The sequence below is a fragment of the Micromonospora sp. LOL_021 genome (assembly GCF_048060215.1).
Lineage (GTDB): Bacteria > Actinomycetota > Actinomycetes > Mycobacteriales > Micromonosporaceae > Micromonospora_E.
In genome coordinates, this window is the sequence record NZ_JBHMIN010000058.1 from 1 (window position 1) to 11,760 (window position 11,760).

The window sequence follows — 11,760 nt, forward strand, 5'->3', positions numbered from 1 at the left end:
TCGCACCACCCTGCCAACGCGTCCTACCTGGTCACAGCCCTAATGGCGGCTGCCGTACTAGGCGATCCTCGGCGTGGTTCAAGAGGTGAAGCGACTTTTTGTCGCCAGCCTCAGCGAGCGCGAGTGATTCGATCGCGTCCATCCAGACCGTAGAGATGGCGGGCGCTGAGCGGGGAAGGGCGCGGCGAGCGGATGCGACGATCTGGACGGCTTCGCGTGCGTCGCCGCAGTTCGCTGCGAACTGGCCCAGGCTAGCCCGCATGTATGCGAGTAGCAGCGGGTGTCCAGACCGATCTGCCGCGTGGACCGCGAGTTGGTAGTGTCGGCGGGCGTTGGCTCGGTCGTCGACATCCACGTACAGCCAGGCGGTCAGCCCGGCGGTTTCGCTGAGCACCGAGTAGAGCTTACGAGTATGCGCGGGTGAGCGTTCATTCCGCGATGCGAGTTGGCGGGTGAGCGCGAGATGTGCGCTGACAGGTGGAAGGAGGCTGCGTGCAGGCAGTCGCTGCTCCAACCTGCGGTAGGTGGTCGAGGGGATAGTCAGTAGTTGTTCGTCGTCGCGTGATTTGAGGGGAACATCTCCTGCGGCAGTGCCGATCAGCGTAACCCCTGTGGCTGCTGCCGCTGCGGCGACGAATTGGCGGCGGTTCGTGTCATCCTCCTGTTCATTTAGCAAGCCGGCCAGGGATCGAGGTATCCCCAAACGATCGCAGAGCGCCCGTACGGTGCGAAGCCCTGGATCTCGGCTCCGTCCGCTGAGCAGCCGAGAGACATGGGGCTGCGATATGCCGACAGCTTGCGCAATCTCCGTCTGCGACACCCGAGCTTCTGCCGTGACGACCTGCAGGACGGTCGCCCAGTCGCCGGCTCTCAACGCCTGTCGAACATCTGCGCGATCCAGGACCTCGGGCGGCAGTTTGATCATCTGCTTATGCCTGCGCAGCTTGGCGTTGAACCAGGTTCTTGCATCTACGGCCCTCCGTACCTGCTGGGCATCCGTCCAGCCCGGGGAGCGAACTAGACCTCTCTACTATGCCGTCTCGTCGTCCCAGGCGTATGCCTGGAGGTATAGATCTTGGCCCCTATGTTGGCGCGAGTGGCGCTGACTATCCGTGATCGCAAAGCTGCGGGTCGTCGCGATTCCGTGACAGGGATTACCCAAACGCTCAAGAGCACGCCGGGCGGAGCACGACTACATCGGCGTGGATGGGAGGACCAGGAGTGTTGACCTTGGTGGGAGTCGTGTTGGCGGCGCTGGGTGGGTTGTTCGTCGGCTTCTTCACGTTCCGGTTGAAGCAGCGGTGGTGTCCGAGGTGTGGGCAGACGTTGCGGTGTCCGGAGTGTGCGCCTCGGCATTCGGTGCGGTTCAGTCCGACCGGTCCGGCCGGCGTGCCCGGTGCGGCGGGGGCTGTTCGGGCCGGTGCTGTGGGTCGGGCTGCGGTGGATGCGGCTCGGGTGAACCGTGGTCGGTGGTCGCGGTGAGGGAGCGGTTGCGGGAGTTGGCCGCCGCTGGTGGTGGGGTGCTGGTCGTCCGCCATGACGGGCATCCTGGGGTCGGCCGGGTCGCGAGTACGGCGTACCGCGATGTTGCTGGCGTGGAGCCGGCGGCCGACAGCGGCGGCGGTGGTGGTCATGTGGCGGTGCGGCCGTCGTGGTCGTGTGCCGGCTGCGGCGAATTGTGGCCGTGTCTGGTGGCGCGGGTCGAGCTGGCGGGGTGCTCGGGCCGGTCGCGTTGGCGACGTACATGGTGGAACGGATGACCGAGGCGGCGTTCGACCAGCCCGACGTCACGGCGGCCGAGTTGTTCGACCGGTTCCTGGTGTGGACGTGGCGGCCATGCTGACCGTCCGGCCGGCGACGGCCGCCGACGTCGAACCCCTGGCCGAGTTGATGGCGCAGTCGTGTGTGCTGGACCCGGTGGTGGCGTGGCTGATCAATGATCACGCCCTGCGGTACCTGACGATGCATCAGTTCTTCACCGCCGAGCTGGAGTTCGGCGTCCGGCACGGGATCGTCGATGTGGTCGGGCACTGCGACGGGGTGGCGATCTGGTATCCGCACCCGTTCGACCGGCTGCTCGGTGCGGAGCATCAGCGGCGGCGGTTGCGGGCCTGCGGTGACCGCCACGGCCCGTACGCGCACTACACCTTTACCGCTGGCCGCGTGGAGCCGACAGGCGGGCACCACCATCTGGCGTTCCTCGCGGCGGCACCCTGGTTACGACGCCAGGGCATCGGGGCGACACTGCTCGCCGCGCATCATGCCCGGCTCGACCGGATCGGCATGCCGGCCGTGGTCGAGGCGAGCAGCCAGCGACAGCGGGTGTTCCACGAACGCCACGGCTACCGGATCGTCCGGATGGCGCACCTGCTGGCCGGCGGACCGCCGCTGTGGGCAATGCGCCGGGGTGGCGCACCACCCGACCAACCGCCCAGGGCCGCCGCACTGCGCGTCGGCTGAGCCAGACGAGCCGGAGTTCCGCATCGAGGTGAGGCTGAGACACCTTACGACGCAGATTTAAGGTGTCTCAGCCTCACCTCGATGGCGGCTGGCGCGGGAGTCGGTCAGCGGGCGGCGGCCGTGTCGGTGGCCCGTGCGGTCAACGCCCGGACCACCCCGTCGCGGCCCTCGGCGACCAGCCGGCGCAGCGGAGCCGGGTGTCCCTCGCCGGCCAGCCACTCGTCCGTCGCCGCGACGGTCTCCTCGGAGACCAGGTACGCCGGGTAGGCCAGCATGACGAACTCCTGCGCCGGCTCGCTGTCCCGAGTGGCCCAGATCCGGCCCACCACATCGAAGTACGCCGTCCGGTACGGCTCGGTCAGCTCCACCTGCGTCGAGTGCTGGAAACCCTGCAGCAACGCCCGGTGCTGCCAGTTCGGCAGGCTGTCCGGCCCGGTCAGCTTGGCCCAGACGGCGGCCTTGTTGGCCGGGTCCGGCAGCAGGGCGCGGGCCAGGGCTGCCTCCCGCTCACCGCTGGCGGTCCGGTCCCGGGCCAGCTCCGCATCGATCTGCTCCCCGGTGGCTGCGCCGTTGGCGGTCAGCGACTGCAGCACCGTCCAGCGCAGCTCGGTGTCGATGGTCAGCCCCGGCACCACATCTGCCCCGTCGAGCCAGCCACGCAGCACCGCCAGGTCGCCGTCGGAGCGGGCCGCCGTGGCGTAGCTGCGCGCCCAGGCCAGCTGGAAACCGCTGCCCGGCTCCGCCGCCTGCAGCGCCGTCCGGGCGGTACGGGCCAGGTCGGCCCAGCCCTGCGCCGCCCAGCCCGGCTCGGCGTAGAACGTCAGCGTGTTGGTGGCCTGCCGCAGGGTCGCAGTCACCAGGTTGATGTCGGTCTCGTTGGGCAGCCCGGTGAGCACCAGGGCGATGTAGTCGCGCGCGGCGAGCTCCCCGTCGCGCACCATGTCCCAGGCGGCCGCCCAGCACAGCGCCCGCGCCAGCGACGACTCGAACGAGCTGATGTGCTGCACCACGTTGGCCATCGACGCCGGGTCGAGCCGCAGCTTGGTGTAGCTCAGGTCGTCGTCGTTGAGCAGCAGCACGTCGGCGGCGGGCAGCCCGGCCAACCCGGTCAGCTCGGTGCGTTCGCCGCTGATGTCGACCTCGGCCCGGTGCCGGCGGACCAGCCGGCCTTCGACCAGGTCGTAGAGGCCGACCCCGATCCGGTGAGTACGCAGCGTCGGGTGCCCGGCCGGTGCCTCCTGAAGCACCGTGACCTGCTGGTAGGTGCCGTCCGGGCCGACCGACAGCTCCGGCCGCAGCGTGTTGACCTGGGCGGTCTCCAGCCACTGGGCGGCGAACTTGCGCAACTCCCGGCCGGAGGCTGATTCCAGCTCGGTGAGCAGGTCGTCGAAGGTGGCGTTGCCCCAGGCGTGCCGCTGGAAGTAGGTGCGCAGACCGGCGAGGAAGGGCGCCAACCCGACGTACGCGACAAGCTGCTTGAGCACGCTGGCGCCCTTGGCGTACGTGATGCCGTCGAAGTTGACCTCGACCGCCTCCAGGTCCGGCATCTCGCAGTAGACCGGGTGGGTGGAGGAGAGCTGGTCCTGCCGGTAGCCCCAGTTCTTACGGACCGACAGGAAGGTGGTCCAGGCGTCGGTGAACCGGGTCGCCTCCGAGTTGCACCAGTGGCTGGCCCATTCGGCGAACGACTCGTTCAGCCACAGGTCGTTCCACCAGCGCATGGTCACCAGGTTGCCGAACCACATGTGGGCCAGCTCGTGCAGCACCGTGTTGGCCCGCTGCTCGTACTCGAAGTCGGTCACCTGGGAACGGAAGATGTAGTGCGCCTCGGCGTGGGTGACGGCGCCGAAGTTCTCCATCGCGCCGGCGTTGAAGTCCGGCACCCAGATCTGGTCGTACTTGGGCAGCGGGTAGCGGACCCCGAACTGGGCCTGGAAGAAGTCGAAACCCTGCGCGGTGATCAGGTGCAGATCGTCGACGTCGAGGTGCTCGGCCATGCTGGCCCGGCAGAAGTAGCCCAGGTCGACGCCGTCATGGCTGCGCCGGACCTCGTGGTACGGGCCGGCGCACAGCGCGGTGATGTAGGTGCTCATCCGGGCCGACTCGGCGAAGTGGACGGTCTTGGTGTCCGGCCCGGCCGGCTCCTCGGCGGCCACCGGCATGTTCGAGATGACCCGCCAGTGGGCCGGTACGACGGCGTGCCAGGTGTAGACGCTCTTCAGGTCCGGCTGGTCGAAGCAGGCGTACACCCGCTGCGCGTCGGCGGTCTCAAACTGACTGTACAGGTAGGTCTCTCCGTCGACCGGGTCGACGCTGCGGTGCAGCCCCTGCCCGCTGGCCGAGTAGATGAAGTCGGCCTCGACGACCAGCGTGTTCTCCGCAGCCAGGTCTGGCAGGGCCAGCCCGGACTCGGCCGACCAGCCGGACGGGTCGAGTCGCTGGCCGTTCAGCGTCGCCGAGTGCAGCTGGTCCGCCGCCACCTCGATGAACGTGCTGGCTCCGGGCTCGGCGCAACGGAAGGTGACCGTTGTCGTCGAGCGGAACACCCGGTTGTCCGTTGCGCTGCCGGCGGCGGACAGGTCGAGGTGGATGTCATACCCGGTCACGTCGAGCAGGCGGGCGCGTTCGGCCGCCTCGACCTGGGTCAGATTGCGCACTCCAGCCACCGTGTGCCTCCGTCCAATCGTTCAACCGCCGACGTCGACGTCGGCGGCGTCGGGGACAGCTGGGAATGACCCCGTTCGGCCAAGTCTTTCACGTCGTGGGGGCCTGGCGAGGCCGGCCCAGATCCTGGACTTGGTGGGTTGGGGCGGTATCTGGCGAGGTGACCCGGACAATGGCGGCGGACAGCCGCCGGACGAACAAGAAGGGGAGTCTGATGTCCGACCGTCAGACCGTGGACATGTACTTCGATCCGTTGTGCCCGTGGGCCTGGATCACCTCACGTTGGTTGTTGGAGGTCGAACAGATCCGGCCGGTCGACGTGCGGTTCCGGGTGATGAGCCTGGCCGTGCTCAACGAGGGCCGTGACCTGCCGGAGAGCTACCGGAAGCTGCTCGACGGGGCCTGGGGGGCGGTCCGGGTCGCCGTCGCGGTCCAGCAGGACCACGACGACGCTGCGGTACGGGCGCTCTACACCGCGCTGGGCAACCGGATCCACCTGGAGAAGCAGCCGACCGGACCGGAGCTCTACCGCGCTGCGTTGACCGAGGCCGGGCTGGACCCGGCGCTGGCCGCCGCCGCCGACGATCCGGCCTGGGACGGCCCGCTGCGGGCCAGCCACGCCGCCGGGATGGCCCCGGTCGGGATGGACGTCGGTACGCCGGTGATCCACGCCCCGGGTCCGGAGGGTGCCGGCCAGGTCGCGTTCTTCGGCCCGGTGATCACCCCGGTGCCGCGCGGGGAGGCCGCAGGGCGGCTCTGGGACGGTGTGCTGCTGGTCGCCGGGACGCCGGGATTCTACGAGCTGAAGCGGTCCCGCGAGGTGGATCCCACGTTCGACTGACCAATTCGTCGGCGTCGGGGGCGAGTTCAACGTCGCCCGGCGTGTCGCTGCGCGGCGCACGTGACGCGTCCCAGGCCACGTCGTTGCCCAGGATGTTCACCCCGCCGGCCCGGTAGGAGACCGGGCCACACCGACGCATCGGAGGTCAACATGCTGGTCGACATCGACTCCGACTACTGGGATCTGCCCGTGCTGCGCGAGGCGATCGCCGCCCAGGTCTGGGGCGCGCCGAGTGACGGCAGCCGGCACCGGCGGGAACCGTCGGTCCACGAGGTGGAACGGGTGCCGGTCGCCGTACCGTCGGGGCTGCCGGCGTCGACGGTCGGCGCGGTCCCGGCGGCCCGGTCCGGGGGCGGCCGGCACCGGCGCCCCACCCCGGTCGGGTGATCCGGTCCGGCCGGTCACTGCGGCCACCGCCGTGGACAGCGGCCCGGGCGACCGGGCCGCTGTCCATCCGGTGGACACGACCGATGTATCGGTCGTCACAGCGGACCCCGCCGGTAGCGTCCGCGCCATGACGGTCGTTCACCCGATTCCCCGCGCCTGGATCACCACCGGTGAGACCGGTGCGCAGAACTACGACGAGTTCGCCGACGACGCCGAGATCACCACGATCATCGAGGCGAATCCCCGTAGCGCGCTGGCGGTGGAGATGCCGCACCGGGCGCCGGACAGCCTCGGCCGGTCGTTTCTCGATTGCCTGCCGGCGGCCGCCCGTCGGCTCGCCGAGGCCCGCGCCGACGGCAGTTATACGCCTGCCGAGCAGGTCGCCGTGCTCTACCGGATCACCGAGCCGGCTAGCGACGCGGCTGCGTACGGCCTGTTCGTGATGGTCGACACTGACCAGATCTCCACCAGCGCCGATGAACCGGGCCTGGTGATCCGCAACGAGGACGTGTTCATCGCCAAGGTCCGGGAGCGGGTAGCGCTCGCCGAGGCGGTCGGCCATCTGCTCTCCCCGGTACTGCTGCTGCAGACCGGGCGCGGCGACGATCTGCACGCCGCGCTCGCCGAGGCAGCGGAGGCCGCCGGCGCGCCGGCCGCGACCGACCTGGACCAGGCCGGCCGTACCCACGCGATCTGGCCGGTCGGTCCGGGAGAGCTGCAGCAGCGGCTCTGCGCGTTGGCCGGTGGCGGTGAGCTGGTCGTCGCGGACGGCAACCACCGCAGTCTGGCCGCGCAGACCGGCGGCCTGTCCCGCTTCCTGGCCGTGGTCACCACCCCCGCGTCGGTCGCCATCCAGCCGTACAACCGGCTGGTCGGCGAGCTGACTTTGAGCCCGGAGGAGACGCTGGCCGGGCTGACCGACGCCGGCGCGACGGTGATCCCGCTCGACGATGCGCCGACGGTTCCGGCTTCCGGCGGTGCAGTGCGGCTCTACCTGGCCGGACGCGGCTACCAGGTCACCCTGCCAACCGCCGACGGTGACCGGGTTGACAACCTCGACCACGCTCTGGTGGAGCGGGTGCTGCTGCGCGGTGTGCTCGGCCTCGACCCGGGCGACAAACGGATCACCTACGTCGGCGGCGACTATCCGGCCAGCTGGCTCACCGGCGAGGTCGACGCCGGTCGGGCCGAGCTGGCCGTGCTGATCGCCCCGGTCACCGTCGACGATTTCGTCGCGGTGAACCTGGCCCGGCAGAAGCTGCCCCGCAAGAGCACCTGGTTCACGCCGAAGGCGCGCGGCGGGCTGGTGCTAACCGAGATCGGCTGAGCCGTTACAGGCCGGCAGATCCGGCCGGTGAGATCGGCTGACCCAGCTGTACGGCTGACCGGCAGGCGCTGAGAGACTGCGGGTATGCGCGTCTACCTGGCAGCCGACCACGCCGGCTACGAGCTCAAGGTGCATCTGGTCAACCACCTCACCAAGCAGGGGTACGAGGTGACCGACGTCGGGCCGCACGAGTTCGACCCGGACGACGACTACCCGGCGTTCTGCCTGCACGCGGGGACCCGGGTGGTCGCCGACCCGGGCAGCCTCGGGGTGGTGATCGGCGGCTCCGGCAACGGCGAGCAGATCGCCGCCAACAAGGTGCCCGGGGTGCGGGCGGCGCTGGCCTGGAACCTGGAGACCGCGCAACTGGCGCGCACCCACAACGACGCCAACGTCGTCGCGATCGGCGCCCGCCAGCACACCCTCGACGAGGCGACCACGCTGGTGGAGGCGTTCCTGGCCACCAGCTTCTCCGGCAACGACCGGCACGCCCGCCGGATCGCCCAGGTCGCCGCGTACGAGGTCGACCGGGAGCTGCCGGCGCTGCCCTGACCCAGTTGGTCCGCGGCGGCAGCGGCCGGTTCACCGCTCCCGGCGGGGCAGTTCCTCCCGGGGCACCCAGTGTCGGCGGACGATGGTCAGAGTCTCCTCGGCCCTGGTCAGGTCATCCGCACTGGGGCGGGACGCGTCCCGCGCCCGCAGCGCCGCCGAGATGCTGACCTGTGAGGTGCCGGAACCGACCAGTCCACGCAGGCCACGGTCGGCGTCCCGGTCGTCGCCGCCGGACCCGCCGCTGGCGGAACGGCCCGACGGCTGCCGGCGCTGCCGGTGCGTCGGCGGTGGCTCCGGGACGCGCTGCGACGGCTCCGGAGCACGCGGCCCCGGTGCCTGCGGGCGCGGCACCGGCGCCGGCCTGCCGTCCTTCTCCGGCGTGCCGTCCTGCTCCGGGTCGTGCACTTCGGTGGTGCTCGCGCTGGCTGGTCCGCTGTCGGGGCGTTCCGTCGGGGCGCCGTGCCGGTGCCGTCGCCTGCGACGTTCGAAGTCCGCCATCCGCCGACCGTACCGCGACCGGCTCAAAAGATCTCGATGCCGGCGGGAGCACGGTCCCAGCCGAACGCGGTGTTGGCCTCGGCCACGGCGCCGTGACGCAGCTCGCGTACCCGGCCGGCGTCGGCCAGCGACCGCAGCGACGGGCCGCCCAGGTACACCGCCGCCAGGTCGGCCACCCCGCAGGCGAGGTCCGCCGGCTCGTCGGTGGGTACGCAGCGGGCCTGTTCCCGGTCGCCGGTCAGTCGCCAGCGGCCGGAGTTCTCCGGCAGCAGCGGATCGGTGACGTCGACGACCACGTCGATTCCGGCGGCGTACCGGCGAGCGGACAGTGCCGCCGCGATGTCGATCAGCCGCACCCAGAGGCTGTCGGCGAGCGCGGCACCGAGTTGCCTGGGCTCGTCGATCAGCTGGAACAGCGGCTCGTCCAGCGCCGCGAACCGGAAGGAGAGCGCCCGGCTGAGGTCGATGCCGGTGAGGAACCGCCACAGGGCCTGGTATCCGTCGACGCTGCCGGCCACCGCCTCGATCACCCGCACTCGGCCCTTCGGCCCACGGGCGTCCCAGTCGCTCACCGTGCGCCACAGGGCGTAGCCGTCCGGGCCGGTCGGACCGTCGTGCAGCACCACCCGCAGCGCGGTCTGCCCGGACTGGCGGGCCGGGCTGTCGGCCAGCACGTACCGCCACCACCGGTCGTCCCGACCGGACCAGCCGGGACGGCCGGGGCGCAGCCGTTCGTACACCGCTGCCAGCTCGGGCCGCAGTTGCCCGGGGTCGCCGACGCGCAGCGACCCGACGCCAGGGCCAGCGGACGGGTCGGCACCCGCGCCAGGGCCGGCCGGGTCGACCACCCGGGTCTCCCGCAGGTCGATGTCCAGCTCCAGCCGCTGGGCGGCCATCCCGTAGCCGTACCGCGGGTAGATGCGGCCCTCACTGGCCCACAGCACCGCGACCGGTTCGCCGCCGTCGCGCAGTTGGCGCAGCTGGCGGTGCATCAGCCGGGTCAGCAGCCCGCGCCGACGGTCGGTCGGGGCGACCGCGACCATGGAGACGTGTGCGGCGGGCAGCACCGCGCCGGGCACGGTCAACTCCCTGGTGTACGCCCCCGCGTGCCCGACCACCCGGTCACCGTCGGTGACCACCAGCGACCGGTCCGGCTCGAAGACGCCCTGTTCGACGTGGTGCAGGTCCGGGTCCGGGTTCTGGTGGAAGGCCGCCAGCAGCAACTCCATCACCGGGTCGAAGTCCTGCGGCACGCCGGCCCGGATCGGAAGCGGTGCATCCATCCACCCTGTCTAGCCGATCGGTGGCGGGGTCGGCGACCCATTTGCCGGCTCGCTACCCTCGGATGTGAGCGTCTAAATGGTACGGGGGTCCGCCCGCACCCGTGGGGAGGAAACATGGCAGATCGGCATACACCCTGGGCTGAGCGGACCGTGGAGGTGCCGCCGCAGCGTACGGCTTCCGGCGCGCCGGGAGCGGACCAGCCGACGGCACCGGGCGTCGCCGGCCTTTTCCGGCGTGGAGTGGCCCAGGTCGGCCGGGGCGGGCCGCCGCCGACCGCCGAGTTCACCGCGCCGCACGAGCCGACCGGCACCGGCTGGCCGTCCGAGGCCGGACCCGGCTGGTCGGACGGCCGGATCCGGCCGCCCCGGCCACCGCTGAGCCAGCAGCTCGCCCAGCTCCGCCGCGGTGGCGAGTGGAGCGCGCTGGGCGGCCTGTTCGCCTTCGTCTGTTGGGGGGTCTGGGCCATCTCCGCCCGGGGGAATCTGGCCAGCCCGGTGCTGACCTTCGTGCTCACGATGCTGGTCGGGGCGGGTCTGTTCGCGCTGTGCCGGGTGATTGGGCGGGTGGTGCTGGAACGCCAGCTGGGCCGGGTCCGGTACGGTGCCCGCGTTTCGCACATGGTCACCGCGGCGTATCTGATCGTCGTCGGGTTCGCCTACCTGCGGCAGACCGAATGGGTGGTCAGCGTCTGGAACTGGTTCGCTGGTTGGTTCTGACGTGCTGAGATTCCGGGTTCCCACGTTGTGACCGAGCGCGGGACGTTCTGACCGAGCGCGGGAGCCGGGCCGGGCGGCTACCGTGACGGCATGCGCAGTCGCGGCGCGGTGCTCCTGGGCGTCTGGTGCCTTCTGCTGGCCGCCGGCCAGACCGCGGCCTTCGGCGTGGTCTGGTGGGTCTTCGTGCGGACCTGGCGCGGCCAGTGGCTGGACACCATCGCGCTGACCGGCAACTCGATCGGCCAGGACGAGGCGTACGGGCCGGCGAACACCGTGCTCGGTGTGGTCTCGGTGGCCTCGCTCGCCCTGGCCACCGGGGTGATCGGGTTCATCGCGCTGATCCGGGGCCGGGTCCTGCTGGCGGTGGTCGCCACCGGGGTGATCGCCGGCTCCAACCTGACCACCCAGTGGGTCAAGTACGCCGTCGCCCGGCCGTCGTTCGGGGTCGACCCGGTCGACGCGAACCTGGCCAACAGCCTGCCCAGCGGGCACACCACGGTTGCCGCCTCGGTCGCGGTGGCGCTGGTCCTGGTGCTGCCAGCGGCACTGCGCGGCATCGGCGCCCTCGCTGGTGCCGGCTACGCGGCGGCCGCCGGGGTCGCCACCCTGTCCGCCGGCTGGCACCGGCCCAGCGACGCGGTGGCGGCGCTGCTGGTCGTCGGGGCGTGGGCGGCGGCCGGGATGCTCGCGCTCGCGCTGGCCCGGCCGCCGGACGACGAGCTGCGCCCGAGCGGACACCACCCGATGTCGCTGGCGCTGCTGCTGCTCGCCGGGGTCGGACTGCTGGCGGCGGCCGGGGCCGCGATGGCGGTGACCGACCAGGTGACCGGGCTGCCGCTGGAGGCGCTGAGCCGTCGGCGGCTGTTCGTGGCGTACGCGGGCAGCGCGGCGGGGATCGCCGGAACGGCAGCGGTCACCATGGCACTGGTGCTGGGGACGGCCGGCTACACCGTACCGGCCCCGGCGTCCACCAACCCGGATCCGGCGGGTGGGAACTGAACCGGTTGGGTGGAACCGATCGGGATCGAGCG

Annotated in this window: 12 protein-coding genes; 8 read left to right on the top strand and 4 right to left on the bottom strand. The window is 71.3% G+C overall.

Translation table 11 applies throughout. The annotated features are described in order from the left end of the window. Window positions 1–31 precede the first annotated feature (31 nt). A complete protein-coding gene (locus tag ACFHWT_RS26950) occupies window positions 32–925 on the bottom strand; it encodes a helix-turn-helix domain-containing protein (protein ID WP_416597487.1) in 894 nt (297 codons plus the stop codon). Window positions 926–1,684: 759 nt separating this feature from the next. Here ACFHWT_RS26950 and ACFHWT_RS26955 point away from each other — a divergent pair. Then, window positions 1,685–1,843 carry a hypothetical protein gene (locus ACFHWT_RS26955; protein WP_416597488.1) on the top strand — a complete coding sequence of 53 codons (159 nt, stop codon included), beginning with the start codon at window positions 1,685–1,687 and terminating at the stop codon, window positions 1,841–1,843. Then, on the top strand, window positions 1,828–2,460 hold the full coding sequence (locus tag ACFHWT_RS26960) for a hypothetical protein (RefSeq protein WP_416597489.1): 633 nt from the start codon (window positions 1,828–1,830) through the stop codon (window positions 2,458–2,460). The genes ACFHWT_RS26955 and ACFHWT_RS26960 overlap by 16 nt, the downstream gene beginning before the upstream one ends. 104 nt (window positions 2,461–2,564) lie before the next feature. Here ACFHWT_RS26960 and pepN read toward each other — a convergent pair whose 3' ends face one another. Beyond that, window positions 2,565–5,117: an aminopeptidase N gene (gene pepN, locus ACFHWT_RS26965; RefSeq protein ID WP_416597490.1), complete on the bottom strand. Its 2,553-nt coding sequence runs from the start codon at window positions 5,115–5,117 to the stop codon at window positions 2,565–2,567. Window positions 5,118–5,338: 221 nt separating this feature from the next. On the opposite strand from pepN, the gene ACFHWT_RS26970 reads away from it, so the two are divergent. The 4 genes from ACFHWT_RS26970 to ACFHWT_RS26985 all read left to right on the top strand — a co-directional run bounded on the left by ACFHWT_RS26970 (window position 5,339) and on the right by ACFHWT_RS26985 (window position 8,231). Continuing rightward, window positions 5,339–5,965 carry a DsbA family protein gene (locus ACFHWT_RS26970; protein ID WP_416597491.1) on the top strand — a complete coding sequence of 209 codons (627 nt, stop codon included), beginning with the start codon at window positions 5,339–5,341 and terminating at the stop codon, window positions 5,963–5,965. Window positions 5,966–6,115: 150 nt separating this feature from the next. Beyond that, the gene (locus ACFHWT_RS26975; RefSeq protein WP_123603169.1) at window positions 6,116–6,352 is read left to right on the top strand and encodes a hypothetical protein; all 237 of its coding nucleotides are present in this window, start codon (window positions 6,116–6,118) and stop codon (window positions 6,350–6,352) included. Window positions 6,353–6,479: 127 nt separating this feature from the next. After that, on the top strand, window positions 6,480–7,679 hold the full coding sequence (locus ACFHWT_RS26980) for a DUF1015 family protein (protein ID WP_416597492.1): 1,200 nt from the start codon (window positions 6,480–6,482) through the stop codon (window positions 7,677–7,679). Window positions 7,680–7,763: 84 nt separating this feature from the next. Next, window positions 7,764–8,231, top strand: a complete 468-nt coding sequence (locus ACFHWT_RS26985) for a ribose-5-phosphate isomerase (protein ID WP_416597494.1) — start codon at window positions 7,764–7,766, stop codon at window positions 8,229–8,231. 30 nt (window positions 8,232–8,261) lie between these two features. On the opposite strand, the gene ACFHWT_RS26990 is transcribed toward ACFHWT_RS26985, so the two are convergent. Then, window positions 8,262–8,582 carry a hypothetical protein gene (locus tag ACFHWT_RS26990; protein ID WP_416597520.1) on the bottom strand — a complete coding sequence of 107 codons (321 nt, stop codon included), beginning with the start codon at window positions 8,580–8,582 and terminating at the stop codon, window positions 8,262–8,264. Window positions 8,583–8,752: 170 nt separating this feature from the next. Continuing rightward, window positions 8,753–10,012, bottom strand: a complete 1,260-nt coding sequence (locus ACFHWT_RS26995; RefSeq protein WP_416597495.1) for a GNAT family N-acetyltransferase — start codon at window positions 10,010–10,012, stop codon at window positions 8,753–8,755. A 114-nt stretch (window positions 10,013–10,126) separates the two neighbouring features. On the opposite strand from ACFHWT_RS26995, the gene ACFHWT_RS27000 reads away from it, so the two are divergent. Then, on the top strand, window positions 10,127–10,729 hold the full coding sequence (locus ACFHWT_RS27000) for a hypothetical protein (RefSeq protein WP_416597496.1): 603 nt from the start codon (window positions 10,127–10,129) through the stop codon (window positions 10,727–10,729). Window positions 10,730–10,819: 90 nt separating this feature from the next. Beyond that, window positions 10,820–11,728 (top strand): phosphatase PAP2 family protein, encoded by a 909-nt coding sequence (locus ACFHWT_RS27005; RefSeq protein ID WP_416597497.1) that lies wholly within the window; start codon window positions 10,820–10,822, stop codon window positions 11,726–11,728. Window positions 11,729–11,760 lie beyond the last annotated feature (32 nt).

Coding starts and splice junctions, on each gene's coding strand:
- ACFHWT_RS26950 (WP_416597487.1), bottom strand. CDS start 925: ATGATCAAACTGCCGCCCGAGGTCCTGGATCGCGCAGATGTTCGACAG.
- ACFHWT_RS26970 (WP_416597491.1), top strand. CDS start 5,339: ATGTCCGACCGTCAGACCGTGGACATGTACTTCGATCCGTTGTGCCCG.
- ACFHWT_RS26975 (WP_123603169.1), top strand. CDS start 6,116: ATGCTGGTCGACATCGACTCCGACTACTGGGATCTGCCCGTGCTGCGC.
- ACFHWT_RS26980 (WP_416597492.1), top strand. CDS start 6,480: ATGACGGTCGTTCACCCGATTCCCCGCGCCTGGATCACCACCGGTGAG.
- ACFHWT_RS26985 (WP_416597494.1), top strand. CDS start 7,764: ATGCGCGTCTACCTGGCAGCCGACCACGCCGGCTACGAGCTCAAGGTG.
- ACFHWT_RS26995 (WP_416597495.1), bottom strand. CDS start 10,012: ATGGATGCACCGCTTCCGATCCGGGCCGGCGTGCCGCAGGACTTCGAC.
- ACFHWT_RS27000 (WP_416597496.1), top strand. CDS start 10,127: ATGGCAGATCGGCATACACCCTGGGCTGAGCGGACCGTGGAGGTGCCG.
- ACFHWT_RS27005 (WP_416597497.1), top strand. CDS start 10,820: ATGCGCAGTCGCGGCGCGGTGCTCCTGGGCGTCTGGTGCCTTCTGCTG.